Annotated in this window: 22 protein-coding genes; 20 read left to right on the top strand and 2 right to left on the bottom strand. The window is 48.5% G+C overall.

Going from position 1 to position 26,920, the window contains the following annotated elements; translation table 11 throughout:
• Positions 1-178: 178 nt before the first annotated feature.
• Positions 179-1,756 carry a gamma-glutamyltransferase gene (gene ggt / locus NSQ55_RS06690; protein WP_339172140.1) on the top strand — a complete coding sequence of 526 codons (1,578 nt, stop codon included), beginning with the start codon at positions 179-181 and terminating at the stop codon, positions 1,754-1,756.
• A gap of 243 nt (positions 1,757-1,999) precedes the next feature.
• Complete coding sequence (locus tag NSQ55_RS06695; protein ID WP_339172142.1) at positions 2,000-3,436, top strand: amidase family protein; 1,437 nt, start codon at positions 2,000-2,002, stop codon at positions 3,434-3,436.
• A 729-nt stretch (positions 3,437-4,165) separates the two neighbouring features.
• Here the strand turns inward: NSQ55_RS06695 and NSQ55_RS06700 are convergent.
• The gene (locus tag NSQ55_RS06700) at positions 4,166-4,369 is read right to left on the bottom strand and encodes a hypothetical protein (protein WP_339172144.1); all 204 of its coding nucleotides are present in this window, start codon (positions 4,367-4,369) and stop codon (positions 4,166-4,168) included.
• Between the two features lie 431 nt (positions 4,370-4,800).
• On the opposite strand from NSQ55_RS06700, the gene NSQ55_RS06705 reads away from it, so the two are divergent.
• From NSQ55_RS06705 to NSQ55_RS06790, 18 genes are all read left to right on the top strand, one after another.
• Positions 4,801-6,375, top strand: coding sequence for a PucR family transcriptional regulator (locus NSQ55_RS06705; protein WP_076306739.1), 1,575 nt, complete (start codon positions 4,801-4,803; stop codon positions 6,373-6,375).
• 67 nt (positions 6,376-6,442) lie between these two features.
• Complete coding sequence (locus NSQ55_RS06710; protein ID WP_339172147.1) at positions 6,443-7,567, top strand: XdhC family protein; 1,125 nt, start codon at positions 6,443-6,445, stop codon at positions 7,565-7,567.
• Positions 7,509-8,081 (top strand): NTP transferase domain-containing protein, encoded by a 573-nt coding sequence (locus NSQ55_RS06715; protein ID WP_175617362.1) that lies wholly within the window; start codon positions 7,509-7,511, stop codon positions 8,079-8,081. Before NSQ55_RS06710 ends, NSQ55_RS06715 begins: the two co-directional genes overlap by 59 nt.
• Before the next feature lie 242 nt (positions 8,082-8,323).
• A complete protein-coding gene (locus NSQ55_RS06720) occupies positions 8,324-9,484 on the top strand; it encodes a BMP family ABC transporter substrate-binding protein (protein WP_036680038.1) in 1,161 nt (386 codons plus the stop codon).
• 109 nt (positions 9,485-9,593) lie between these two features.
• The gene (locus NSQ55_RS06725; protein WP_339172150.1) at positions 9,594-11,126 is read left to right on the top strand and encodes an ABC transporter ATP-binding protein; all 1,533 of its coding nucleotides are present in this window, start codon (positions 9,594-9,596) and stop codon (positions 11,124-11,126) included.
• Positions 11,123-12,265 (top strand): ABC transporter permease, encoded by a 1,143-nt coding sequence (locus NSQ55_RS06730; protein ID WP_076276663.1) that lies wholly within the window; start codon positions 11,123-11,125, stop codon positions 12,263-12,265. The genes NSQ55_RS06725 and NSQ55_RS06730 overlap by 4 nt, the downstream gene beginning before the upstream one ends.
• 3 nt (positions 12,266-12,268) lie before the next feature.
• Complete coding sequence (locus tag NSQ55_RS06735; RefSeq protein WP_042185778.1) at positions 12,269-13,198, top strand: ABC transporter permease; 930 nt, start codon at positions 12,269-12,271, stop codon at positions 13,196-13,198.
• 58 nt (positions 13,199-13,256) lie between these two features.
• On the top strand, positions 13,257-14,156 hold the full coding sequence (locus NSQ55_RS06740) for an FAD binding domain-containing protein (protein ID WP_076125444.1): 900 nt from the start codon (positions 13,257-13,259) through the stop codon (positions 14,154-14,156).
• Between the two features lie 34 nt (positions 14,157-14,190).
• Positions 14,191-16,485: a xanthine dehydrogenase subunit D gene (pucD, locus tag NSQ55_RS06745; protein ID WP_339172154.1), complete on the top strand. Its 2,295-nt coding sequence runs from the start codon at positions 14,191-14,193 to the stop codon at positions 16,483-16,485.
• Complete coding sequence (locus tag NSQ55_RS06750) at positions 16,472-17,008, top strand: (2Fe-2S)-binding protein (RefSeq protein WP_081383303.1); 537 nt, start codon at positions 16,472-16,474, stop codon at positions 17,006-17,008. Before pucD ends, NSQ55_RS06750 begins: the two co-directional genes overlap by 14 nt.
• A 4-nt stretch (positions 17,009-17,012) precedes the next feature.
• Positions 17,013-17,525, top strand: coding sequence for a 2-oxo-4-hydroxy-4-carboxy-5-ureidoimidazoline decarboxylase (gene uraD, locus NSQ55_RS06755; protein WP_076286310.1), 513 nt, complete (start codon positions 17,013-17,015; stop codon positions 17,523-17,525).
• A 39-nt stretch (positions 17,526-17,564) separates the two neighbouring features.
• Positions 17,565-18,515 (top strand): factor-independent urate hydroxylase, encoded by a 951-nt coding sequence (pucL, locus tag NSQ55_RS06760; RefSeq protein WP_339172160.1) that lies wholly within the window; start codon positions 17,565-17,567, stop codon positions 18,513-18,515.
• Complete coding sequence (gene uraH, locus NSQ55_RS06765; RefSeq protein ID WP_076125436.1) at positions 18,515-18,889, top strand: hydroxyisourate hydrolase; 375 nt, start codon at positions 18,515-18,517, stop codon at positions 18,887-18,889. Before pucL ends, uraH begins: the two co-directional genes overlap by 1 nt.
• A 33-nt stretch (positions 18,890-18,922) precedes the next feature.
• The gene (locus tag NSQ55_RS06770; RefSeq protein WP_339172162.1) at positions 18,923-20,317 is read left to right on the top strand and encodes an allantoinase; all 1,395 of its coding nucleotides are present in this window, start codon (positions 18,923-18,925) and stop codon (positions 20,315-20,317) included.
• Positions 20,314-21,570: a M20 family metallo-hydrolase gene (locus NSQ55_RS06775; RefSeq protein WP_339172164.1), complete on the top strand. Its 1,257-nt coding sequence runs from the start codon at positions 20,314-20,316 to the stop codon at positions 21,568-21,570. Before NSQ55_RS06770 ends, NSQ55_RS06775 begins: the two co-directional genes overlap by 4 nt.
• Before the next feature lie 34 nt (positions 21,571-21,604).
• On the top strand, positions 21,605-22,837 hold the full coding sequence (locus tag NSQ55_RS06780; protein WP_076185394.1) for an alanine--glyoxylate aminotransferase family protein: 1,233 nt from the start codon (positions 21,605-21,607) through the stop codon (positions 22,835-22,837).
• 234 nt (positions 22,838-23,071) lie between these two features.
• Positions 23,072-24,889 (top strand): adenine deaminase C-terminal domain-containing protein, encoded by a 1,818-nt coding sequence (locus tag NSQ55_RS06785; RefSeq protein WP_076185420.1) that lies wholly within the window; start codon positions 23,072-23,074, stop codon positions 24,887-24,889.
• A 359-nt stretch (positions 24,890-25,248) separates the two neighbouring features.
• On the top strand, positions 25,249-25,701 hold the full coding sequence (locus tag NSQ55_RS06790; RefSeq protein ID WP_076125508.1) for an IDEAL domain-containing protein: 453 nt from the start codon (positions 25,249-25,251) through the stop codon (positions 25,699-25,701).
• 93 nt (positions 25,702-25,794) lie between these two features.
• Here NSQ55_RS06790 and hemH read toward each other — a convergent pair whose 3' ends face one another.
• The gene (hemH, locus tag NSQ55_RS06795; protein WP_175617361.1) at positions 25,795-26,808 is read right to left on the bottom strand and encodes a ferrochelatase; all 1,014 of its coding nucleotides are present in this window, start codon (positions 26,806-26,808) and stop codon (positions 25,795-25,797) included.
• Positions 26,809-26,920 lie beyond the last annotated feature (112 nt).

A 26,920-nucleotide genomic window follows, 5' to 3' on the forward strand; every position in this document is an offset into this window, starting at 1 on the left:
GCCGCAGAATATAGGAGATTGAATATGTTGAAGAATCCCGCCGCAAAAAATAAGGAGTTGGGACATGGCGGAGAAACTCGTAAAACATAGGGGGATGGGCATGGTGGAGGGGAGAAACCCGTAAAACGTAGAGGGATAGGCATGGCGGTGAAACCCGTAAAACATAGGGGGATGGGATATGGCGGAAAAACCCGTAATAGGCACAAAAACTATGGTAGTTAGTCCCCATTATTTAGCTTCGGCTGCTGGTGCACGTATGTTGGAAAAAGGGGGGAATGCCTTTGATGCAGCGGTGGCGATCAGTGCGACATTAGCTGTAGTATATCCGCATATGACGGGGCTAGGCGGAGATTCCTTTTGGTTGACCTATAACACGCAAGAGGCGCGTGTTCGGGCCTATAACGGAAGCGGGCGCTCCGGATATGGAGTCCGCAGAAGCAGCTACGCCGGGGAAGCTTTCATCCCACGGCGGGGGATTCGCAGCGCCATTACGGTGCCGGGGATGGCAGACAGTTGGGATGCCATACTGAGTAAGTATGGCCGTTTTACGCTGGCGGAAGTACTGGAGCCTGCCGTTGGTTACGCTTTGGAGGGGTTTCCGCTGTCTCCGGATCAGCGGAATAACACGGCTGTTGCGGGCTTTGCGCTGTCGCCGGAGGCGGCAGCGATTTACACGCCAGGCGGCGTGATTCCTTGTGCTGGATCGCGATTCCAGCAAAAACAGCTGGCGGCCACCCTGCGGACATTGGCGGCGGGTGGGCGGGATGCTTTTTATAAGGGGAAGATTGCGGAGGACATCTGTGACTTTATGCTGGCAACTGGCGGGTATCTGACTCGGGATGACTTTGCGGATCATCAGGGCGAGTGGGGCGAGCCGCTTCATACGGATTATCACGGGCATACGGTGTACCAAGTGCCGCCTAACTCTCAAGGTTTCACAGGACTAATGAGTCTTAATATGTTGGAGTATTTCAATTTTGAAGCAATCGAGCATGGATCGTATGAATATTATCACCTGCTTGTTGAAGCGTTGAAGTTAAGCTTCCGCGATCGGGATAGGGTGCTTACGGATCCGGATTTTAGTGCTATACCTTTGGAGCAGCTGCTGGAAAAACGTTATGCAGGACAATTAGCGTCTGCGATTTCGATGCAAAAAGCTACACAACTGACAAGTCAGCCTATCGGCAGTGATACAGCTTATGCTGCAGTTGTGGATGAAGACGGGAATGCGGTCTCTTTTATTCAGAGTCTGTATTTTGAATTTGGTTCGGGCGTGATCGCTGGGGATACGGGGATTTTGCTGCAGAATCGAGGTTCGTTTTTTTCGCTGGATCCCGGGCATATCAATATGCTTGAGCCGCATAAGCGCAGCTTCCACACACTGATGCCAGCGATGGCCTGCCGCGAGGGCAAACCTGTGATTTTGTATGGGACGCAAGGTGGCGAAGGTCAACCACAGACTCAAACTCTGCTGCTCACAAGGATGCTGCATTATGGCATGAATCCACAAAAAGCTGTGAATGAGCCACGTTTTGTGTGGGGGAGAACGTGGGGAGAGCCTACGCAAGAACTGAAGGTAGAGAGTAGGGTAGCTGATGAGGTGCTGGCAGATTTGGCCGCAACCGGTCATATTGTCCGGAAAGTAGATGACTACGATGGGGTTATGGGGCACGCTCATGTGATTTCGATAGATGACAATGGATACCGCAGTGGGGGAACGGACCCGCGCTGCGATGGTGCGGCGATTGGGTGGTAAGTATAGGAATGATGGAGCGGCCGGAAGGACTCTGAAGGAATCGTAAGAGGGAGGATTAAGAGGCTAACGGGCTATGAAGGAGTCGTAGAAGAAAGATGAGGGGTCGAAAGGAGTGGAGGGGGGCCTAGGTGGAAAGATCAGGGAGCGAAGGGACTGCTGGAGCAATCGTAGGCGGGATTGTGTGGGATCTGAAAGGCTACTAGAGGGATTGTGATAGTAATGGTGAAGGGAGGAGGAGTAATTATGGTTTTGGATAATCGGTATGGTGCGTTTATAGATCCTGAGCTTACGGTTGAGAGTTTAGGTAGCGGGATATTGGATGGACTGACCTTTGCAGTAAAAGATGTATTCGCTGTAGCTGGACACAGCTCTTCTGCAGGTAATCCTGATTGGCTGCATAGCCACCATCCGTCCACGGAGCATGCGGTGGCTGTACATCGTTTACTGTTGTCGGGTGCTACACTTCGTGGTGCTGCCCATACGGATGAGCTGATGTATAGTCTGGGCGGCGAGAACCATCATTTTGGAACGCCGATTAATCCGCGTGCTGTAGGTCGTATCCCGGGCGGATCTTCAAGTGGTTCGGCAGTAGCGGTAGCTTCTGGTAGTGTTGATTTTGCGTTCGGTACGGACACTGGTGGCTCAATTCGAGTACCTTCCTCCTATTGCGGAGTATATGGCTTTCGACCAACGCATGGAGCTGTGGATTTCCAAGGTGTTATTCCATTATCTCCGGCTTTTGATACCATTGGCTGGATGTCAGATCGTTTGGATGTGCTCCAGCAGGTAGGGGAAGTGTTGCTTGTGGCTGGGAGTACATCTGTGAAGACGGCGAAGAAAATAGAAAGTAGTATAGAGGAAACTGTAGGGAAGAGCATAGAGAAGAATGTATTGGAAAATTTAGAGAACAACTTAGAGGGAGACATGGTGAAGACTGATGAAAATAATTTAGAAAAGAGCCAGAAGGAAAGTTTAGAAACGATTTTGGAGAAACGTATTGAGAAGAGTGCTGAGAAGAGTACGGATAAAATTTTAGAGATCGGCCCGGAGAACAAGGTAAAAAAGAATATGGAAGACAAAAACACAATGGGTACTTTATTTGTTGCTACTGACTGCTGGGCTTTGGTTAATCTGGAGAATGCAGCTATTTTATCGGAGGGATTAAGGTGTTTGCGATCCGGGGCAGATCATCTCATGGAGATAGAGATTGCTTTGGAGGGGTTAAAGGTCTGGATGGATGTTTTTAGAGAATTGCAGGGGAATGAAATTTGGGAAACTCATGGCGCTTGGATTGAGAACGAGAAACCAGTCTTTGGACCTGATATTGCAGCGCGATTCTCGTGGGCTGCCAGTTTGGCGGAAGTGGATCATAGTGTTGCGAAATGTAAGCAAAAAGAGATTTCTAATCAGATGCGCTTGCTGCTAGGTGAGGACAATTGTCTTGTGATTCCGACAGTTCCGGGACCAGCGCCGCTGCGTGGAGGGAATTTGCGCCAATTGGAGGAGAATCGTAGCGGTGCGATGATGTTGAGTTGCATAGCAGGGTTGGCGGGTTTGCCTCAGGTAACAATACCTATGCTCTCCACAAGTGGATTGCCACTGGGATTATCCGTTATTGCCGGACATGGTCAGGATCTCCGGTTACTCTCTTGGGTGAATGAAGTGTGGCAGCAGTCCTGAGATGCTGGGTGCAGTGATCTTGAAAAAGTGATACTAAACAGATCGTAGCTACTGAACAACATAGCTTGATGATACTTTTCTAGTTACTGTTAACCGGTATTCCTCCATTACCCTCTAGGAATACACTCTAGAAATACACTCTAGGAGTACACTCTTGGAATACACTCTAGGAATATACTCTTGGAGTACACTCTTGGAATACACTCTAAGAATATACTCTTGGAGTACACTCTTGGAATACACTTTTGGAATACACTCTTGGATTACATTCTAGCAATACACTCTAACGCCACACTCACTTATTCATTCACAAATTAACGAAATGCACATGTTATTCCCTCCTGCTTTTAGTTTTATTGACACCGGGGAGCCTAGTGGAGTTGCTTTTAATACTAAGGTAGTTGGAGTTGGCTTAATAGTGGGGGAGTAGAGTGAAAAAGATAAATTTAGCGCTCGATTATGTGGTGTAAGGCCAGTGGAATTAAGTGAATACGTCGCTGGAGAGAAAAGAACGGTATAAATCCCGCAGAAATCGGAGAAATGGCTAAAGAAGCTAAAAAGAACGGTATAAATCCCGTAGAAGTCGGGGAAATGGCTCAAGTAACTAAAAAGTACAGTATAAATCCCGTAGAATCTAGGAAAGTGGCTTAAGTAACTAAAAAGAACGGTATAAATCCCGCGGAATGTGGCGAAGACGCCTATGTAGCCAAAAAGAAGGGCAAAAATGCCTCACACCTCGGCAATTCCGGCCGAATAGCCAAAAAAAAGGGCAAAAGTGCCCTTCACCTCAGCAATTTCGGCTGGATAGCTGGAAAGAAGGGCAGAAGCGCCCTTCATCTCGGCAGTTTCGGCCAAACAGCCAAAAAGAAGGGCAAAAAAGCCCTCCACTTCTACCAGCAGCAGTAGATCTATAAGCGCTTGTACCTCCGCCACAGCTACAGTGGGGTGGTATTATCTCTACTCGTACGGATCTCCTACACCGCTCAATTCCCCGTCTTGCAGCGCTGGTGTGCCTGCGACTTCGATCCGATGGCCAATGCGAATGGCCCGAGAATACCCTCCCATCAACTCCCATGTTGAACCCGTAAAAACTTGTTTTTACTCGAAAGCCCTCCCTCAACTCCACCTACTATTTTCCAATCCCCTTATACAGTTCACATGAACGATATGAGCTAAAGTTCAATAATTCATCATTCATAATTAATAATTCATCATCCATGTTCATTTTGTGTTAAGTTTATTTACATACAATCATGAAAATTTAACTTTCCTCTATTCAACACGGTTCATTTTAATTATAATGTTACATAAAATAACATTACAAATCAGAAATGGTTCTATTGATCCTAATAAGGAGGGGTGGCATGCATCTTACGGTTGAAGAAGCGTTGTCCATTTATCCTTTGTCCGAGGCGAAGCTTATCGCTGGGTCTAAAGGGAAACATCGAATTGTGAAGTCAATTAATGTGATGGATGCCCCCGATATTTCGGATTGGATCAAAGAAGGCGAGATGCTGCTAACGACAGCCTATTTGATAAAGGACAATATGGAGGAAGCCTCTGCCTTGCTGCAGACTTTGAATCGCCGGGGATCTTCAGCCTTGGGCATTAAGCTGGGGCGGTTTTGGGATGAAGTACCAGAGCAATTGGTCGCAGAAGCGGAGAGTCTTAACTTCCCTCTAATCCAGCTGCCGTTCGAGTTTACTTTTTCGGATCAGATGAATGGTCTGTTTCGCGCCGAGCTTAGCCGCAGCACTCACGTTTTGCAGAGCATTATGGAGAAGCAGAAAAAGCTGATGCAATTTGCCTTAAGATCTGTCCGCAGCCGTCCGTTGTTTGACTCGGTGTCTGAAGTGATTGGCCATTCACTTGTGGTGGTTAGCGCACGGGGGGATGTGATCTACAACAACTCTGAATACTATCCTTCAGAGCTGCTGGAGGGGTGGCCATGGCAGAAACGGAATCAGCGCTTTCGTGTGGGAGATCATGTGAGCTACCGTACGCCACTTTTGCAAGGAGAGAAGTGTTCCGGATATCTATTGTTTTGTGCCATCGACCCTTTATTGCTCCCAATGGAAGAAAGTTTGTTCGTTCAGGGAGCTGAACTTATTTCATATCATATTCATTCAGGATACGAAGATTATTTTGAACAGGCAGAACACAGGGAGTTTAGCGGATTGCTGAGACGTTGTTTGAGTGGTAATTTATCTTACACAGATTTGGCGCAGGCTGCTCTCGATTTGGAGATTGAGCTGCTTCAATCACCATTTTGTCTCTTATTGACCGATACAGCTGCGACTGGGGAAGAACGCCAAGGGGAGCTGCTCAGGCTAAAAGAAGAATATCTTGAACATCCCGGGCTGCGGGAAGTAAAGGGAATTCATGTGATCATAGATCAAGGACTTTTGTCTATATATCCGGGAGATCGTCAGCGTCCTGAACAATTTCGGGATCTAATCCAGGTTTGTTTTGACAACATGAAGTTTGATAAGGGATATTATCCGCGAGCTGCGATAAGCAGTTGTAAAGCGAAGCCGGAGGGGCTGAAGGAGGCTTTTGCCGAGGTAAAGGATTGTATGGGAATGCTTCAGGGCGGGGGAGTAAAAGGGAGTGTTGTGCATTACCGGCAGCTTGAGCTTAACCTGCTGCTCGGGCAAATTCCGGCAGAGGTTATGGAGAAATATTGTAATGGAAGTCTAAGAGGGTTGCTTAGCCGAGAACCGGAGTATGTCAGGGAAATGCTGCGGACGCTGGAAGTTTATCTAGAGAACGATGGTCATGTTAATGAGACGGCTAAGAAACTGTTTATTCATCGAAACACGGCTACCTACCGGATCGAGAAGCTTAGTGAGCTGCTGGACGTCGATTTTAAAAAAATAAATGATCTCATGAGGTTGAAGTTAGTATTCATGTTTCGGAGGATGCTCGGACGGGACTAAGGTCTAAGTTCTAAGTTCTAAGTTCTAAGTTCTGGGTTGAAATGCAAACACGGAGGAGGGGAACCTCGTGAATACACATGAGATCGCAATGCATATTCAAACCCATCAGGCGCCTGCGGTGCTGGCAACGCTAATAGAGGTGGAGGGACACTCGTATCGTAAAGCCGGAGCGGTGATGTTGTTTTTTGAAGGAGGTACGATTGGGAGCCTGAGTCCAGGTTGTCTGGAAAACGATCTGCAGCTGCGGACTTCTGAAATCTGGGAACGAGGGCTGCCCGAAATTGTGGAATACAACATGCTGTCTCCGGATGATCTGTCCTGGGGTGAGGTTGTCGGCTGTGGAGGCAAAATCAAAGTAGTGCTTGAACCCGTGCAGGGTCAGCTCTACAAGCTTTTAGTGCAGGCGAGTGACAGATTGGCTAGGGGAGAAAAGCTAATTCTGTTCCGCGAAGCAGTGGAGAACGATTTTGCCTATAAGCTGGAGCTGGATCCAGACAATGAACTGCCGCAGAGCAAGAAACATCCGAAATTATCCCACTCGGCAAAAGAAAACCTAGCGGCAGGTCGCTTTATGGCCGCTCCAGCAGAATTGACAGCATTCCATACGTCTTTCGTGCCAAGACCGCGGCTTGTGATTTTTGGCGGGGGACGTGATGTGGTTCCAATTGCGGAACTTGCTGACAGAGTTGGCTTTCGGGTTGCGGTTGCGGATTGGCGCGAAGGAAGCTTGCACAATAAGTTTCCTCGGGCTGAACAAGTAATTTGTTCCCCTATGGAGGTTGTTCAGCGATTGGGCGTAGCTCGGGAGGATTATGTATTGATTTGCAGTCATCAACTTGGGCGGGATAGACAGTTCCTGGAGAGTGTGATTCCGCTTGCTCCTCTATATATAGGGATTATCGGTTCGAAGGCGCGAATATCTCTTTTACTGGAAGGGTTTGAGGCTCCTGCATCTTTGCATGCACCTGTAGGGTTGCCGATTGGAGGAGAAGGTCCGGAGGAGATTGCGGTCAGTATTATAGCAGAAATTATTCAAATTAGAAGGGTGGGCTCACGAGAGCTGCCCAAAGGAGCGGATAGTATTGAAGGTAGCAGGAATATATTTGGCAGCGGGGCAGAGCAGGCGGATGGGCGTGTCCAAGGTTTCACTGAAATTGTCGCAGGAGGTCTCCCTCGGGAGCGTCGCGCTTAGTGAATTGGATCGTTGCAATCTAGAACCGCTAATCGTAGTAGTGCGTGCGGATGACAACTTGGAATGGCTGCCACCCGCGATTGAGCCGCAAGGCTCCAGACGTACCGAAACTTGCTTAACCGCACATCTGGGATTGTCTTTTTCACTGCGCTGCGGCCTTAATGCGGTATTACCTTTGCAGCCCGATGCAGTAGTTGTGGCGCTTGCGGATCAGCCATTTATTACTACAGCATTAGTGAACCGTCTAATACAAACGTTTGAACAATCTCCGGAGATGGACTATGTCGCTAGCGTCAGCAATGGGTCGGCTATGCCCCCGGCTTTGTTCTCGAAGACGTTGTTTCCAGCACTACAGGGATTAGATGGAGATCGAGGAGCGGCGGGGATATTGCGTTCACCTGATTATAAGGGGATTGTTCTGGAATCTGAGTCTGCCCATTATTTCATGGACGCAGATACAAAAGAAGATTTTGGTGAGATTCAGGAGCAATGGATTCTGAGAAATGGAAAGTGAAGTAAAGAATAGTCTGGAAAGTAATCTGAAACAGTGTTCCTTTTCCACCTTTGGTCATATAATATGACACGCAACTCACCTTCCGAAAACCAATTAGTGCATTACACACAAAAAAAGTTCTGATTCTTATATTCCTATACAAACGTATGTTATATAAATTTACGCCAAGGCCACCTCTAAGTATAGTAGAAGTACATTAATGGTTGCAGCCATGATGAGAGATGATTTGGAGGAGGAGAATTATGAAAAAAAGGGGTCAGTTCATAACATCTTGTCTTGCATTAATGGTTCTAATGACGGTGGCTTTGGTGGGGTGTGGCAGCAATAATAATACTTCTACAAATGCAACGGAGGCACCAGCGACAACTACAGCGGCAACAGAGGCAACTGCAACAACAGAACCGGCTGCAAAGAAACCGACGGTTGCTTTTGTTTATATCGGACCTCCAGGGGATGGCGGCTACACGTACCAACATGATCAAGGACGGTTGTATATGGAGAAGGAGCTGGGGATTAAAGCTGACTTTGTAGAAAATGTCCCTGAAAGTGCTGACGCCGAACGAATCATCACAGAGCTTGCGCAATCACACGACATCGTGTTTACAACGAGCTTCGGATATATGGATTTTACATTAAATGTAGCGGGCAAATTTCCCAACGTGAAGTTCCTGCATGCTTCGGGTTACAAAACCGCAGAGAACATGGGGACCTACTTCGGGAAAAACTATCAGGCCAGCTATCTGAGCGGCATAGCGGCAGGGAAAATGACCAAAAATAATCAGCTGGGTTATGTGGGCGCTTTTCCGATCAGCGAAGTGATCTATAACTTGAATGCTTTTACCCTTGGAGCACAAAGTGTCAATCCTGATGTAAAGGTGAATGTGGTATGGACGAATACATGGTATGACCCGACGACTGAACGTCAAGCGGCAATCAGCTTGCTGGATAAGGGTGCGGATGTGCTTTTGGCCTATCAGGATTCACCTGCAACCCTGCAGGCTGCTGCTGAACGAGGGGCTTTTGCCGGGGGAAATGACTCGGATATGAGTAAATACGCTCCGGACAATTATTTGACGAATCCGGTATGGAATTGGGGGCCGTATTACGTAAAAGCTGTGCAGGCAGTTATGGATGGAACCTGGAAGAGCGAGCAATATTCCGGTGATATGGCTGACGGTATGGTGGAGCTGGCTCCTTTCGGGAACAAGATCCCAGATGATGTGAAAAAGCTTGTCGAAGACGCCAAAGCCAAAATTATCAGTGGTGAGCTTGAGGTTTTCACAGGTCCGATCTCAGATAATCAAGGGAATGTGAAGGTTCAGGAGGGTCAGAAGCTGACCTTGGAGGAAGTGCTGGGCATGAACTGGCTCGTAAAAGGTGTGGAAGGAACTATCCCGCAATAATGTTTAAAAATAGGGAATAAGATGTGCACAATCTATGGGTGGGGTGGGTTCCGTTAAGCGGAAACTTCCCCACCCGTACTACAACTTGAAGGAAGGAGGGGTTCAGGCCATGCGGGGAACTTCAGTTGAAATGCGGGGGATTGTGAAAAAATTCGGCTCGGTAACCGCCAGTGATCAAGTCGACTTTTCGGCAAATGCGGGTGAGATTCATGCGTTGCTTGGGGAGAATGGGGCCGGGAAGAGCACGGTGATGAGCATGCTGTCAGGGGTGTACAGAGCAGATGAAGGAGAAATCTTCATTCATGGGAAAGGTGCTCAGATCCGTTCTCCTAAAGATGCTGCGCAGCTGGGTGTAGGTATGGTGTTTCAGAACTTTAGGCTGGTGCAAAGCCTCACAGCAGCAGAAAATATCGTGCTTGGCGAAAAGTCGTCTTTCTGGCGCGGCCGTAAGTGGATGAAGAACAAACGCGAGGAGATAGAGGCATTAGCGGAACGGTTTGGACTGAATTTCCCGGTGGATCGCCCGATCTGGCAGTTGTCCGTGGGGGAGCAGCAGCGTGTTGAAATCGTTAAGACGCTGTATCGCGGGGCTGACATTATTATTCTGGATGAACCAACCTCTGTATTGACCCCGGGAGAGGTGGAACAGCTATTTGAAACGCTGCGGGTCATGAAGCAGGCAGGAAAAACGGTCATTATGACTACTCATAAAATGAAAGAGGTTATGGCGTCCTCCGATCGGATTTCCGTCATGCGCAAAGGGAAAATGATCGCCACACTGACCACGGCAGATACAGATGAACTGGAGCTGGCTCGTCTGATGGTGGGCAAGGAAGTAACCATCACTCGTCAAGAACGGGAAGCCACTGAAGGGGATTCTTTATTAGAAGTGAAAGATGTGGACGTATATGCCGATCACGGGCGAAAAGCACTGGATCACTTCTCACTGAACGTATGTAAAGGGGAGATTGTAGGCGTAGCTGGGGTAGCTGGTAACGGGCAAAAGGAACTGGCTGAAGTGTTAACAGGTCTTAGAGGCTGGAAAAGTGGTGAAATCACGTTTGATGGAAAAACGGTGAAATCGGCTTCGGTTAGAGGGGCAATTGATTCAGGAATCTCCCACGTGCCGGAGAACCGGATGAAGAGCGGTTTAGCTGGACGCCTCGGATCGGTGGATAATCTTTTGTTTAAGTCTTACCGCTCAGAGGAGCACTCCAAATTTGGTTTCTTGAAGTCCGCGAAGAACCGTTTGTGGTCACAGGAGCTGGTCCAGCGCTTTAACGTCAAAACACCTGAGCTGGAGACGCCAGTACAACAGTTGTCAGGTGGTAATCAGCAGAAGCTGCTCTTTGCACGTGAAATCAGTCATCGGGCTAAGCTGATGGTCGCCGTTCATCCGACACAAGGGCTGGATGTAGGTGCCACGGCTGGTGTTCACGACCTTCTTATGGAGTTGCGTGGTTCAGGTAGTGGCGTGTTGTTAATTTCGGAGGATTTAGATGAATTGCTTCAGTTGTCCGACCGGATTCTAGTGATCTATAACGGCTCAATTATTGGTGAGAGTACACATGAGGAAGCGAATCGAGAGAGCATCGGACTACTAATGGCTGGTATTCATAATAGAGAGGAGAGCGCCGTATGAGCCCGGAGAATGGAAGAAATACCGCAGCAGCTGTACTGGAACCCCTCCCCTCCCACTCCGGAAAACGATTCTCTCTACGTTTCGAATACGATGCCAGCCGCATCCGTTCTCCTTGGTGGACACCTATTGTATCTATAATTTTAGCGCTATTGTTGTGTGCCCTATTTATTGCGGCGAATGGCATGAATCCGGTGCTGGTCTATGAAAAAATGTTCCGTGGCGCATTTGGCACTGCGTATGGGCTCACGGAAACGATGGTTAAAGCGATCCCGCTACTCCTATGTGGGCTTGGGATTGCTGTGGCTTACCGCATTTCGGTATGGAATATTGGAGCAGAAGGCCAGTTAACCGTTGGGGCTATGGCGGCCACAGCGGTCACGATTTATTTTCCTGACTTACCTTCATTCTGGTCCCTGAGCTTAATGCTACTGTTCGGGATTGCCGCGGGTGCGCTTTGGGGACTATTGACTGCTATTCCGCGGACGCATTTTGGAGTGAATGAGCTAATCACTTCATTAATGCTGAATTATGTTGCCCTATTGGCGCTCGATTACGTGGTATTCGGACCTTGGAAAGATCCTAAAGGTTTTAATTTCCCGGGATCACCTATGTTTACTGCGGCTCAGTCGCTGCCTGTTCTCGGAAGTACAAGATTGCATATTGGATTGTTATTTGGACTTATCGCCGTTGTGATTTATTACTTAATGATTCGTTTTACCAAGTGGGGTTACGAGCTCCGTCTGATTGGGGCCAATCCTGTTGCAGCCAGATACGCGGGGATTCCTATCAAGCGCCATATTATTATCGTCATGCTGATCAGTGGGGGGCTCGCCGGGATCGCTGGCATGGCGGAGGTCTCCGGTGTTACACACAAGCTGATGCAGGGCATTTCACCGGGTTATGGATACACCGCCATTATTGTGGCTTGGTTGGCCAAATTGAATCCACTCGGTCTAATCGTTACTTCTATTTTATTCGGTGGCTTAATTGTTGGCGGATATAGTGTTCAAACCATCGGGCTGCCCTCATCGATATCAGAAATGCTGCAGGGCTCCATCCTGTTTTTCTTGATTGCTGGCGATATGATCTATCGTTTCCGCATTCGTCGTAGCCGGGTTCAGCTGAAAGGGGGGAGATAGGCGATGGATTTTACAACACAGCTACTTATTGCCGCTATTTCCGCAGGGACCCCGCTGCTGCTGGCTACGCTGGGAGGCATTCTAAATGAACGAGCCGGCATTATACAGCTTGGGGCTGAAGGTCTGATGCTGATGGGGGCGGTCACCACTTGTATCGTGTATATTCGCTCCGGAAACCTGTTGCTGGCTCTGCTGGCTACCGTAGCTGTAACGGCTGTGCTTGGTTTGCTGCATTCTTTTCTCTGTGTGACCTTGCGGGCGAATCAAACGATGTCCGGTCTTGCGATGACCTTGTTCGGCAGTGGGTTGAGCGCTTATCTTGGTAAACCGATCAGCGGCATTCCTTTGCCGGGAACCTCCCCTAAGCTGCATCTGGCTTGGCTGGAAAATGTACCGTTCATCGGAAAAATATTCGGCAACATGGACTACCTAACCTGGTTCAGCCTGCTGCTAGTGCTTGCTCTGCATCTGCTAATTCACCGCACTTCATGGGGCCTGCATTTGCGGGCAGTCGGAGACAGTCCGGCTACCGCAGATGTGATGGGGATCCGTGTGCAGCTTATCCGCTACAGCTATGTGATCACCGGTGCTGCTCTCATCGGTCTGGCCGGAGCGGATATGGTATTGGCCTATGCGCCAACCTGGAATGAAGGGCTGACAGCCGGTCGAGGCTGGATTGCGGTAGGGCTAGTGATTTTTGCCAGATGGAATCCGCTGCGCGCCTTGTTCTGCGCTTACTTTTTTGGGGCATTGGATTCACTTGGCTTCCGCATTCAATTGCTGGGCAGTGCAGTTCCGCCCTATTTTCTCAAAATGATTCCGTACCTTGTGACCATTCTGGTCCTGATGTACCTGGGGTACCGCAATCGCAACAAACCATCCGGTACACCGGAGGCGCTCGGAGTTCCTTATATTCGGGAACAAAGGTTTTAAGGCAGGCTATACGAGAAGGGAAGCGGCAATCTGGTACTCAAAAAGGGAGGCGGAGTGTATGGGAGTTATACGGGAAGAGGATGGAAGACTACCTGAAGTAATTCAACCCCACAGCCTGCACGAAGCTTGGGAGAGAAAAACGGCGTTTGGAGACAGTTCCCGATATGTCGCAGGAGGAACATTGCTGAGAACAGGGTGGGAAAATGGAACGGATCATATGCCCAAACAGCTGATTGATCTTCGGCAAATCACAAATCTCGGCGACATTACCTTAACGGAATTTCACTTATCTCTGGGCGCTCTTGTTCCACTCTCCCAGTGCCGCAGTAATGAGCATTTGCAGGCCGTGGCTCCTGCGCTGCAAGAGGCTGCACGTTGCATAGCGGCTCCGTCGGTGCGTAATCTTGCCACGCTCGGGGGCAATATCGCTTCTGGCTTCGGAGATATTCTACCTGCGTTACTGGTCTATGACGCGGAGTTAATCTCCTTTGACGGCAAATTTATGACGGCACTACCTTTGATAGAGTGGCTAAACAATCACTGGAGCGGGATAAAACCTGCGGCAGATCTTGTGGCTGAGATTCGCATCTCACCTACTCGCTTAGAGAGTCCGTTAACGGATAGGCTAGAAATTTTTCGTAAGGTTGGCCGCAGGGAAGTGTTCACCCCTTCACTTGTAACGGTAGCAATCTCAGCATCAATCGATGAGGAACTCCGTTTCCGTGAGGTGCGTATCGCCGCAGGTGGGGGCTCTGGGCGGCCGCAGCGACTAAGTAGAGCTGAAGTTATGCTTGAAGGTGTGAGGTATACAGAGGAGCTGTTGGCTTCTTTATATGAAGAGGTTGAGAACAGCTTTGAGACGTATAGTGATCCCTTTGCAACAGAACTTTACAAGAAAAAGACTGCTGGGAATTTGGTTGTATCTGAGCTGTGGAAGGCTATGAATATACGGAGTTAAGAGGTGAATAACCCGACGAAAGGAGAGAGGGAAAATGCTGCTGAATAAGGAATCCAGCGGTAGCCGCTGGCGTACACGACCCGATGGAGAGGGCAAGGTATCCGGTAAGCTGCAGTATTTGACCGACATGAGGGCAGAAGGAATGTTGATCGGCCGCGTGCTCCGCAGTGAGCAGGCACATGCTCGTATTTTGTCCATACGCATTGAGAAGGCCGTTGAAGTCCCTGGTGTACACGCTGTAATTACTTATGAGGATGTGCCCGGACTTAACGGCTTTGGCATAGCTTTGCCGCATCAACCGGTATTTTGCAGTGACCGTGTGCGTTACACTGGCGATGCGATTGCGGCAGTCGCGGCAGAGACGGACGAAATTGCGGAATACGCCTTATCTCTTATCGAAGTGGATTATGAGCTTCTACCCTTACTCGAGAACCCGGAAGAGGCGATGAAAAAGGACGCAATTCTGCTGCATGCCGAGGGAAACGTGCTTCATCATACGGAATATCGGAAAGGGGAGCCGGAAGCGGTATTTACGGATTGCTGTCATGTGGTAGAGGAGACTTATTATACACCACGCCAAATGCACACTTATATGGAGACTGAAGGTGGACTGTTTATCCCAGAGGATAACGGACGGCTTACCATATATTCAGCTACACAACATGGGTTGATGGATCGCCTGCAGCTATCCAGAATTCTGGCTATTCCTCAAGAAGATATTCGCGTCATCTCGAGTCCTATCGGCGGGTCCTTTGGAGGAAAAGACGAGCTGAATGTACAACCGTATGGAGCGCTGCTCGCCTTGCGGACACTCCGTCCGGTAAGACTGCATAATTCGAGAGCTGAATCGGTACGTGCAGGACTAAAACGCCATCCCATGAAAATCACCATGAAAACTGGCTGCGACCCCGAAGGAATCATCAGGGCACATCAGGTCAGAATTATTTCGGATACGGGAGCTTACGCAACACTGGGGGCGGAGGTGCTCAACTTTGCGACAGAACATGTGATGGGCCCCTATATCATCGATCATGTGGATGTGAAGGGTTTTGCTGTATATACCAATAACGGTGTATCTGGTGAATTTCGCGGTTTTGGCGGCAATCAGGCGATTTTCGCTTTGGAGGGACAAATCGATCGGTTGGCTGAGCGATTGCAGATCGATCCGTGGGAAATGCGCCGCCGCAATTTGCGTAAATATGGAGATCTGGGGCCGCTGGGTCAGGAAATTGCTCAGACCGATGGTGCCTTTCAGGTGTGGGAAGCGCTGGCGGGTTCGCCTCTTATGACTGATGCCGCATCTACAGACAGTGATTCAGGTGTTGTGGAACCTTGGATCGTAACTGGAACGGGTGCTGCTATAGCTATGCATGGTGCAGGACTTGGCTATGGTATTCCCGATCCGGCGGGTGGCAGGCTCTCTTTGACGCTAGAGGGCAAGATTGAGGCGGTGTTTGGTTACGAGGAGTTTGGTCAGGGGTTAATCGCAACAATGGAACAAATGCTGATTGAACAGTTTGGCTTGGCGGCAGAGGATCTAAGCATCGTCATTGGCGATACGGATGTTGTGCCCGATAGCGGATCTAGTACGGCTTCCCGATCAACCAGCATGATGTGGATGGCCTTAAAACGGCTGCGTCCAGACTTCACCGCTCGAGTGCTGCAGGCAGCTGCGATGATAAAGCCAGAGCTGGATAACTATGAAATGAAGCTCGGCCCTGGCGGTATTTGGCTAAAAGACGGCGGTCTGCTTCTGACTTACAAGGACTTGGCACAGCGTATTTCAGAACCCATTGTCTGTAATACAAAGTTTACTTATCCAACCACACCCTTTAAAAGAGTGGGGGCACATTTCCTATACACCTATTCCGCAATCGCGGTCCGTGTGGAAGTTAATCTGCTTACAGGACGTGTTCGTGTACTGGATCAATATCATGCGGTAGCGGCGGGACCGGTGGCTAATCCGCAAGGTTATCTTGGACAGATCGAAGGTGGCAGCAGTATGGCGGTCGGTTTCACCTTGTCAGAGGATGCTGTGATGTCTGGCGGCAGCTATGTCACCAAAAATTTAGACACCTATTTGGTGCCGACCATTGCCGATATGAATGGCAGCATTCAGGTGCAGCCGATAGAGGATTTGCCGGATCATGACACGTACGGTCCTCGCGGCATTGGAGAGGTGGGTTCCGTCAATTTAGCTCCGGCAGTCGTGTCGGCCATATTTCAGGCTGTAGGGAAGCGGATAACCAAGCTTCCCATTGATCCCGAATGGCTGCAGTCTACACCGTTTATTCCACAAAAGGTGGTGAACATCCATGTCGAGCCATAATTCAGATGCGAATCTAGATGAAGATAACCTTGCCCCCTTATCGTCTGAGGAAGCCTTTGCAGAAGAGAGGTTCACCTTTAATTGCAATCTTAATGGCAAAGCGATATCCACGGAGATTCCACCCTCCCGCCGGCTTTTAAAGGTCATACGTGAAGATTTGGAGCTGACCGGCACAAAACGTTCTTGTGAGATTGGCCGCTGCGGGGCATGTATGGTGCTGGTGGATGGACGTCCAGTGAATTCATGTCTGGTCATGGCCTATCAATGCTCAGGTGCGGAAATTACAACGATTGAGGGTCTTAGTGAAGTAGGCCTGCATCCCGTTCAGCGGGCTTTTTTAGAAGAGGGGGGGTTCCAATGCGGTTATTGTACACCAGGGATGGTTATCTCGGTGGTTGCTCTGCTGGAAGAGAACCCGCATCCTACTCAGGCTGAAGTGGAAGAAGCTTTATCGGGTAACATTTGTCGCTGTACGGGGTACGGTGGCATTTTACGAGCTGTTAACAAAGCTATTGGAGGTTGAGTGGATGGTCGTTTCTGAAGGCAGGTTTGCGTTGGAAGAGATAAATGCCATGAGTATAACGGATTTTGTGAAGCATCTAGGCGGCATTTTTGAACATTCACCGTGGGTAGCAGAGGAGGCTTATAAGCAGATTCCGTTCCATTCTTTAGAACATTTGCATAGCACAATGATGCAGACCGTACTGAGTGCTGACCGGAGCCGAATGGAGGGACTATTAAAAGCTCACCCGGATTTGGCGACTAGGCTTCAAGTTACGGCTTTATCTGCTTCTGAGCAGCAGGGAGCTGGACTGGATCGGTTAACAACGGAAGAGTTCAATCTATTAAATGATCTGAATCGAAAGTATACGGACAAATTTCATTTCCCTTTTATTCTAGCTGTTCGTGGCAAAAACAAAGATGACATTATCAGCGCCATTGGCGTGCGAGTTGAGCGTTCCCCTCAGGAGGAATGGGTTCAAGCCTTTTCTGAAGTCGGTACAATTACGAGATTTCGCCTAAGTGATTTAATTATTTAATTATTCATTCATTCATCATAAACGGGGAGGGTGTCAGCCATGCTGGAACCAATTAACGGACGTACAATATTTTATGGAAAAAGTGATGTGCTAACTTATCGTACCTATGCTAAACCACTGGCCGTTACCCCCGTTCCCGAATCTTCCTTCACGGGCTGCGACAACATTATATTCGCACATAATATTACATTCGCGGTCACGGGTGAGGCGTTTCTTCCTTCTTTCTCAGAGGGGGATAATTCCATGGTTGTTGCTACCGATTCTATGAAAAATTTCATCCTGCGCAATACCGCGGACTACACTGGAAGCACAACGGAGGGGCTACTGCAGCTTCTAAGCAGCCGTTTTCTCGATAAATACGATCATGTCACCGCAGTTTCAGTTTCCGCAGACCGGTTACCTTTTGAACAGGTGATGGTGCCCGGGGTTGAGGGGCTTAAACAGAGTCATTTAGTACTGCGTCACTCCAATAATGAATCTTATTCGGCTTCGTTAACTATAAAACGTGGAGAGAATGGGACTGAGGTTATCGCTCATGAATGCCGATTGAAGGATTTACAGCTGATAAAAGTGAGTGGAAGCTCGTTTTATGGATTCGTCCGTGATGAGTATACAACATTGCCGGAGAGCTTTGACCGTCCGCTTTATATTTTTCTGAATATTAACTGGACCTACAGTGATGTTCAGCATGCTCTGGATGGAGATCTAGGCCAATATGTGGCATCGGAGCAGGTTCGCGATATCGCCTATAACGCTTTTCATGAGCTGAACAGTCCATCAATCCAATCGTTGATTTATCAAATTGGGCTGCGCGTATTGTCCCGTTTTCCACAGCTGGCTACCGTTTCATTTGAGTCCAATAACCGGACTTGGGAAACCATTGTTGAGCCTGAAGAAACTAAAGGTGGAGTCTTCACCGAACCTCGTCCACCCTATGGTTTTCAGGGCTTTTCTGTCAGCCGTGCAGATCTGGCCGGAGAGACAGCGTAATGAGCGGGCGTCTTACCACCCATGTGTTGGATCTGTCGCGGGGGATTCCTGCTACAGGTCTGACGCTTCAGCTCTGGAAGCTTACGGATGGGATGAGCAAGCTTCTGTGTGAAGAAGTCACGAACAGTGACGGGAGGCTGGATGCTCCGCTGCTGGAGGGAAACGAAATGGAGTCTGGATGTTACGAGCTGCTGTTTATGGTTGGCGATTACTACCGTAGAGCGGATGCCAAAGCGTCAGCAGACACTCAACGTGAGATGCCTTTTTTTCTAGAACAGATACCTATTCGCTTTCATATAGAGAGCTCCATGCAACACTACCATGTACCTTTGCTAGTAGCACCTGGTGGATATAGTACGTATCGGGGAAGTTAAGAGAAAGTTGACGACCGGAGGAGGTGGCAGCTCATGAAGGAATCCTATGAACTTGTGATTAAGAACGGGAATGTAGTGCTGCCCGATCAGGTACTCAAGCTGGATATTGCAGTATCAGAGGGTAAGATTGTCGCACTTGGAGAGGAACTTTCGCTTGCGCCGCTAACCAAAGTCATCGACGCAGATGGGTTCTATGTGCTCCCCGGTATGATTGATATGCATGTCCACTTTAATGAACCAACGTTTGGACATTGGGAAGGCTTTCGCAGCGGTTCTGCGGCGTTGGCAGCTGGCGGCTGCACAACCTATGCAGATATGCCGCTTAACGGCAATCCACCTACTGTGAACGAGGCTGGGCTTCGTCAAAAGGTAGATGCTGCGGCTGGAAACTCTGCCGTTGATTATGTGCTGTGGGGTGGGCTCGTTCCCGGCAATCTGGATGATTTAGAAGTTTTGGCAGCCGCTGGCGTCACTGGGTTTAAAGCCTTTCTCTCCAATCCTGGAGGGGAGGGCGAAGGCAGATTCCGTGAAGTGGATGAGGATACACTCTATCAAGGGATGCAGCGAATCGCTTCTCTGGGCGGGATTCTGGCGCTGCATGCAGAAAGTGAGGCTATCACGGCGGTGTTGACCGCAGATGCAGTGCGAAATGGCAGAACCAGCGCAAGTGATTTTGCGGCTTGCCGCCCTGCTGAAGCAGAGCTGGAGGCAGTGTCCAGGGCGCTGCTGTACAGTGAACGTACGGGCTGCCGGTTGCATTTTGTTCATATCAGCACGGCCGCCGCCATTGAGAAAATCTATGAAGCTAAGCTTCGAGGTCTGGACGTTTCGGCCGAAACCTGTCCACATTATCTGGTCCTCACTGAAAATGATATGAAGGCTTTAGGCCCTGTGGTGAAGTGTGCACCTCCGCTGCGAAGTGCGATGGAGCAGGAGAAGTTATGGGAGATGCTGGCCCAAGGCAAAATCGATCTGATTGCTTCGGATCATTCCCCCTGTCCAACGGAATTGAAGGTGAAGCCGGACTTGTCTTTTTTTGCAGCTTGGGGTGGGATCTCGGGTGCGCAGAGCAGTCTGGAGCTTATGTTCCATGAAGGCGTGAATGTGCGGGGTTTGGATGTTACATTAATTTCCAGTCTGCTTGCAGGGCAACCCGCAAAACGTTTTGGAATAGAGCATCGCAAAGGCGCTATAGCTCTAGGTCTAGATGCCGATCTAGTTCTGATGAATCCAAGCACAACCTATACGCTGACTGCGGAGGATTTATTGTATCGCCACAAGCACAGCCCCTACATCGGAAGAACTTTATCCTGCAAGGTAGTTGCTACGATCTGTCGCGGGAATGTGATCTATACCTCTGAAGAAGGAGTGATCAGTGAGGGAGGTGGACAGTGGCTGCGAATTAGGAAGGAGCAGTACAGCCTATGAATGATTGCAGAGTTCAAGCATCGACTCAGAAACTGTTGGAGCTGCTGGAGGAGCTGGCGGCATTCAGCACACCTGGGCCAGGAGTTACTAGACTGCTATATACGGAGGAATGGAGCCGGGCGCAGATTTTTTTGCAGGAAAAAATGGCTGGGCTCGGCTTAGAAGTTTCCATAGACAAGGTTGGCAATGTATATGGACGATTGAGTGGATGCAATCCGCAGCAAAAGGTTATTTTAACCGGATCGCATATTGATACTGTAATCAATGGCGGAAAATATGATGGTACGTATGGGATCGCTGCGGCTATGATTGCGCTTCAAGATTTGCAGAGGAACTTTGGCCAGCCGCAGCGGACGCTTGAGGTCGTATCTTTTTGTGAAGAAGAGGGGAGCCGATTTCCGCTTGCTTATTGGGGTTCGGGCCATGTCACGGAAAGGTATGACGGAAGCGAGGCCGAGACCTGTATGGATGCAGAGGGCGTGACGTTAAAAGCAGCAATGGCACAATCCAGCTTCTTACAGGACATAACGGAGGAGAAAGCTTCTAAGCGGACTGGAGTCAGAAATGATATTGGTGCTTTTGTAGAACTGCACATCGAGCAGGGGATTATTCTGGAGAAGACGGACACTCAGATAGGCGTAGTTCAGGGGATTGTTGGCCAGAGACGATATGTGGTCAAGGTCAGTGGTATTGCTAATCATGCAGGCACGACACCGATGTTTATGCGGCAGGATGCACTGGCTAGTGCGGTTGAAATGCTGTACGTGCTTGAAAGTGCTGCTAAAACTACTGGTGAACCTCTTGTAGCAACCTCGGGTAAGCTTGAGGTGTATCCGAATACGCCAAATGTGATCCCGGGTGAGGTTCTTTTTACACTAGATATCCGCCATAGTGAAGAGGACGAACTGGAACGTTTCTGTGAGAAGCTTCTTGCGGAATGTAATGAAATTGCTGTTAAACGTGGGGTGACTCTTGAGGTTACATCCGTGCTCAATACAGTCCCTGCGCCTATGGATATGAAGCTATCTGCAATGCTGGAAAATATCTGCCGCCAACAGGGGAAGACGTACCGCATGATGGTAAGTGGAGCGGGACATGACGCCCAGCTGTTTGCGCCGCGTTGCCCTACTGCGATGATATTTGTGCCAAGCCGAGCTGGCATCAGCCATTCTCCGGAAGAATATACTTCCCCTGAGCAGCTCGTTGCTGGGCTTGAGGTTCTGACTGCGATGTTATATGAGTTAGCTTATTAAAAAGAGTTCGCCGAACTTTTAAGGGAGGATCATCATGAAGCGTTACGAAGATTTGTCGCCGTCCCAACGCTGTATTATGACTCCGGGTCCGGTCGAGGTAGATCCGCGTGTACTGCGGGCGATGTCTTTTCCGGTGCTGGGTCAGTTTGATCCAGAGTTCACCTCTATTATGAATGAAACGATGGAAATGCTGCGGGAGCTGTTTGCTACTCGTAATTCATGGGCTTACCCTATCGATGGTACCTCCCGTTCTGGAATTGAAGCTGTGATGGTTAGTTTGATCCTACCGGGTGAGCGTGTGCTGATTCCGATCTTTGGCCGCTTCGGACATCTATTGCATGAGATTGCTGAAAGATGTGGCGCTGAGGTGTTCGTGCTGGAAAAGCCATGGGGGAGTGTGTTTGAGCCGGATGAAGTGATAACAGCTATGGAGACTTTTAAACCACATGTGGTGGCAATGGTTCATGGGGAGACCTCTACAGGACGTGTGCAGCCACTCGCGGAAATTGGTAGAGCTTGCCGCCGGATGGATACTTTATTCATAGTCGATGCAGTTGCAACCATTGGGGGCATTCCTGTCGAGACAGATGCTTGGATGTTGGATGCCGTCGTTGGCGGTACACAGAAATGCCTGTCCGTCCCTTCCGGAATGGCACCGATAACGTATAATGATCGTGCTGAAGCTAAGCTCATGACCCGAAAACGAGTAGAACGCGGGATTAGAACAAGTGATGTCCAGCCAGGTGACTTATCTTTTGTCCGCAGCAATTATTTTGATCTCAGCATGCTTCAGGATTACTGGAGTCCACAACGTCTCAATCATCATACAGAGATGACCTCAATGCTTTATGCACTGCGGGAGGGCTTGCGGCTTACCCTTGAAGAAGGGCTGGATGCCCGATTCGCCAGACATATCCTCCATGAAAAAGCACTTGTAGCTGGATTAGCAGCTATGGGTTTAGAACTATACGGGGATCCTTCCTGCAAGCTTACTGTTGTTACCTGTGTGCTGATCCCTGAGGGGATAGATGGGGAAGCTGTCCGTTCGCTGCTGCTGGGGCGGTTCGGAATTGAAATTGCCAGTTCTTTTGGACCGTTAAAGGGAAGGATCTGGCGCATCGGTACGATGGGTTTTAGCTGTCGTGAGAATAACGTGTTGCGGCTGCTTGGAGCGCTGGAAGCCGCATTACAGCGTCATGGATTTAAGGGGCCTTGCGGGTTTGGGGTTCAGGCAGCACTTGACGTATATGAGGCAAAAGTAAGATAATCGTTGGAATAGAGCGGATGGCGGGAGAGTAAAAACAGGGGCATGTCCGGATGGTTCGGACAATCTTTGGGAATAAGTAAACGGCTATCATCTACAGGGATGATTGAGCCGTTTTTTCTTACAAATACAGACCTGCGCAACTATATTATCCTAGGCTTAATAGTTAGGCAATCCTCTATGATTACGGATCTATTCACTACATCAAGACAACACTTGGATACTAACGGGGGAGAGATGAAGATGACAACTTTTACAAGAAAGCCTTTAGCGGATTGTGTACCTGAGCTTGTGGCTACGGCAAGAGGCGATAAACCGGCAACACTGGTAATTACAGGTGGAAAGCTGGTCAACGTATGCTCTGGTGAAATTCTAGAAGGAATGTCTGTTGGTGTTCAAGGTGGACGAATTGCTTATGTTGGTAAAGATGTGACACATATGATTGGCGAAGGAACGCAAGTTATTGATGCGAACGGCAAGTATATAGCTCCGGGATTGCTCGATGGCCACTGCCATATTGAGAGCACCCAGCTAACCGTTACTGAATTTTCCCGCGCTGTTCTGCCGCTTGGCACAACAGGTGGTTTCTTTGATGCACATGAGATTGCTAATGTATTCGGGCTGAAGGGTATTCAATTGATGCTGGATGAGATGCGGGGGACGCCGTTAGCTGCTTACATGCAGGTGGCTTCTTGTGTGCCTGCGGCAGGTGCGGAATTCGAGACAACGGGTGCCTCAATTGGTCCTGAAGAAGTTGCCGAAGCTTTTACGTGGGGCAAAGATGTGATTGCTCTGGGCGAAGTGATGAATTTCCCTGGCGTTGTTTACGGCGATGAAAAAATGCTTGGAGAGATTCAAGCTACGCTGCGGGCAGGCAGATTTGTTGACGGTCATTTCACATGGCCTTCCAGCGACTGGAGACTGCCAGTGTATGCTGCGGCAGGGGTGACTGGTGATCATGAGTGTGTTACAGCAGACGATGTGATTGAGCGCGTTCGACTGGGGATGTATGCCAAAATGCGCCGGGGCTCGGCTTGGCATGATGTTGCCAAGACCATCACCGCTCATACAGAGCGTGGACTTGACCCGCGTCGCATGATGCTGGTTACTGACGACCGCAGCTCGGAATCGTTACGGGACGAAGGTCATATGGATTTCGTTGTTCGCCATGCGATTGCTCAAGGCGTGAAGCCAGTAACAGCCTTCCAAATGGCAACTATTAATACGGCAGAGCGTTTTGGGTTGTCTCAGGATATCGGATCTATTACTCCAGGTTCTTTTGCGGATATTATTCTGCTGGACGGGAATTTGGCCGATGTTCACGTGGTACTTACGATTGCCGCGGGTGTAGTCGTTGCCGAAAACGGTGTGATGACGGCAGAGCTTGCTAAATTCACATATCCAGAGGAAGTTTTGGCTTCGGTTCATTTGCCGCAGCGTCCTACCGCCGAAGATTTTATTATCGCGGCTCCAATTGAAACAGGGGAACTTACTACAAGAGTTATTAAAGTAAGAGAAAATCATGTGGAGACCATTGAACGTATGGTTTCGGTACCTGTAGTAGCAGGGCAGCTGGATGTAAATGCTGTAGAGGGTCTATGTAAAATCGCTGTGCTCGAACGGCATAAAGGAACAGGAAATAAATCAGTGGCTGTTGTGGAAGGCATCGGTTTTAAAGAACCGGCTGCTATCGCAATGACTGTTGCTCATGATAGTCATAATGTACTCGTCATCGGCAATGATAATGAGCTAATGGCCAAAGCTGCGAACGCGGTGGCGGACGCTCAGGGTGGGGTCGCTGTAATTACATCTAGTGGAGAAACGTTATTCCCGTTGGCCATTGCAGGCCTAATGTCTACAGAGCCATTTGAAATTGCTGCTGAGAAATCAGCTGCGATCAGCAAAGCGTTGTATGATGCCGGCTGTACTTTGAATTACGCGTTTATGACTTTATCGCTGCTTGCTTTGGCGGTTATCCCAACGTTACGTATCACAGATAAAGGACTCGTACGGATTTCACCCGAGGGAATACAGTTAGTGCCATTGTTTGTTTAAGTAAATTAACTGAAGTATAATCCTAATGCAAAAAACTGTTCTGAGGTCGTAATGACCCTTCAGAACAGTTTTTTTTTGTTTAAATATAAGAAAGCAAAAGCTTCACATGATGCGTAATCTTTATACATCTTATTGTAATGAACAATAATATTAAACAGATTTTTAGAGAATGAAACATTTTTCTGAGCAAAATCCTAAAAAAATATAAATAAAGCATAGTCAGGTGACGATAATAATGTTAAATTAGATAAAATTAAAGTGAATTAATGGAGTTAATTTTACATTAATGGCATATAAAGAATTATAGATAATGGCAGGTTTCGAATAACCCAACTAAGAGGGACGAGGTGCATGGAGAGATGATCAGACTAGAAACGCAAGATATTTTGAATATTAGCATGAAGCAAATTGCTACTATTTTTAAGATGAAGCCGCTTGAACTGAGATTTGTCACCGATTTTCAGGGTGAGAAATATCTCTTAACTAATGATAAGTTACACCTCAACAACCAGCAATATTGGGCAAAGGTTATGGAATGTGTCTTTGATGATCATGTTAGACCTGTGTTAATGTGTGAGGTATTATATTTCCTTCGTAATGAATTTCTGGAAAGTGACATTAAGTTATGTTTTTCTTATGATTACGCAGAGGATGGGAATGGCGCAGCTACAGCTACGGCTGAAGTATCCTTTAATGACTCAGCAGATTTACAGCCGAGTGAGATTGCCGAGCTGATTGATTTTGCGTTGACCTTGCAGGACAAGCAGTGGTTCCATGAACTGACTACGAAATATAAGCAGCTTACAGCATAAGTATCCTTTCGATTCTTCATGCTTAACAATTGATATAGATAACCGTCTTGTCTGCAACAGAAATGATCTGTGGACAAGACGGTTTTTTTTGATTTACCATCCTTGGGCGTTTTTTTCTACATGTTCAGCCAAAAAATCAAGCCAATCCTCATGGTCATTCAAACAGGGGATTGCCATAAATTCCTCTGCTTGTCCTCCACCAGCCTCGAATTGTTCTCGTCCTTCTATGGCTAGCTCATGCAGCGTTTCCAGACAATCGGTCACAAGACCCGGTGAAAAAATCAGAGGCTTACGTATTCCTCGTCCGGCAAGCTCTCCCAGAACATCCGCAGTAGAGGGTCCTACCCATTCTTCTCGTCCGAAACGTGATTGAAAACTAAGCTGCCAGCGTTCGGGCTCCCAATTCATAGCAGAAGCAAGAAGATGCGCGGTTTCCATACATTGCTGCGGGTAGGGATCGCCGGTATCCGCATACCGTTTGGGAATCCCATGGAAGGTCAGTACAAAATAATCAGGTTCTTTGCTCAGAATCTCCATTTGACGCAGTAGGTGTGACTTCAAGGCTGAAATATAACCGGGCTCATTATAGTAGGCATCAATAAATCTTAGAGCCGGAATCAGACGTTTAGTTACAGGTCCAGTGGAGCTTTGGCGACCTAAGGCTGCAAAGCTGGCCTGATCGAATACGGACGCGGTAGTCGTGGACGAATATTGCGGAAACAGCGGCACAATGATAATTCGGGTAACTCCGGCGGTGTCGAATTTCGCCATCGCTTGCTCCATGCTGGGTTCGCTATAAGCCAATCCAAGCTCTACCTGATACCGTGGACCCAGCAGTTCTTGTAATCCAGATTGCTGAGCTAAAGAGTGAAAGAGCAATGGTGATCCTTCGGTTGTCCATATTTGACTGTACAGCTCAGCGGACCGGCGTGGACGTGAACGCAGAATGACACCTCGCAGCAAAGGCTGCCACAGCAGAGGAGAATAATCTATGATTCGGCGATCTGATAAAAAACGTTTCAGATAAGGCCGTACAGCTTTTGCAGTTGGTGCAGTAGGGGTGCCGATTTGGGCGAGTATAACTCCAATAGGTGGCTGTTTGCTCAAAGCACAGAACTCCTTTCCCATATAAGAGATCGTTCTAAAATAGCATAGCTAGCCTTGAATGCACAGTTATTGAGATCACTTTGCGCGTATAAATTAAATTTAATCGCAAATA

This window comes from Paenibacillus sp. FSL H7-0943, assembly GCF_037963265.1.
Taxonomy (GTDB): Bacteria; Bacillota; Bacilli; order Paenibacillales; family Paenibacillaceae; genus Paenibacillus_AQ; species Paenibacillus_AQ odorifer.

Coding starts and splice junctions, on each gene's coding strand:
- ggt (WP_339172140.1), top strand. CDS start 179: ATGGCGGAAAAACCCGTAATAGGCACAAAAACTATGGTAGTTAGTCCC.
- NSQ55_RS06740 (WP_076125444.1), top strand. CDS start 13,257: ATGGGAGTTATACGGGAAGAGGATGGAAGACTACCTGAAGTAATTCAA.
- uraD (WP_076286310.1), top strand. CDS start 17,013: ATGGTCGTTTCTGAAGGCAGGTTTGCGTTGGAAGAGATAAATGCCATG.
- NSQ55_RS06720 (WP_036680038.1), top strand. CDS start 8,324: ATGAAAAAAAGGGGTCAGTTCATAACATCTTGTCTTGCATTAATGGTT.
- NSQ55_RS06705 (WP_076306739.1), top strand. CDS start 4,801: ATGCATCTTACGGTTGAAGAAGCGTTGTCCATTTATCCTTTGTCCGAG.
- NSQ55_RS06770 (WP_339172162.1), top strand. CDS start 18,923: ATGAAGGAATCCTATGAACTTGTGATTAAGAACGGGAATGTAGTGCTG.
- NSQ55_RS06790 (WP_076125508.1), top strand. CDS start 25,249: ATGATCAGACTAGAAACGCAAGATATTTTGAATATTAGCATGAAGCAA.
- NSQ55_RS06695 (WP_339172142.1), top strand. CDS start 2,000: ATGGTTTTGGATAATCGGTATGGTGCGTTTATAGATCCTGAGCTTACG.
- pucL (WP_339172160.1), top strand. CDS start 17,565: ATGCTGGAACCAATTAACGGACGTACAATATTTTATGGAAAAAGTGAT.
- pucD (WP_339172154.1), top strand. CDS start 14,191: ATGCTGCTGAATAAGGAATCCAGCGGTAGCCGCTGGCGTACACGACCC.
- NSQ55_RS06730 (WP_076276663.1), top strand. CDS start 11,123: ATGAGCCCGGAGAATGGAAGAAATACCGCAGCAGCTGTACTGGAACCC.
- NSQ55_RS06780 (WP_076185394.1), top strand. CDS start 21,605: ATGAAGCGTTACGAAGATTTGTCGCCGTCCCAACGCTGTATTATGACT.
- NSQ55_RS06725 (WP_339172150.1), top strand. CDS start 9,594: ATGCGGGGAACTTCAGTTGAAATGCGGGGGATTGTGAAAAAATTCGGC.
- NSQ55_RS06735 (WP_042185778.1), top strand. CDS start 12,269: ATGGATTTTACAACACAGCTACTTATTGCCGCTATTTCCGCAGGGACC.
- NSQ55_RS06775 (WP_339172164.1), top strand. CDS start 20,314: ATGAATGATTGCAGAGTTCAAGCATCGACTCAGAAACTGTTGGAGCTG.
- NSQ55_RS06785 (WP_076185420.1), top strand. CDS start 23,072: ATGAAGATGACAACTTTTACAAGAAAGCCTTTAGCGGATTGTGTACCT.
- uraH (WP_076125436.1), top strand. CDS start 18,515: ATGAGCGGGCGTCTTACCACCCATGTGTTGGATCTGTCGCGGGGGATT.
- NSQ55_RS06750 (WP_081383303.1), top strand. CDS start 16,472: ATGTCGAGCCATAATTCAGATGCGAATCTAGATGAAGATAACCTTGCC.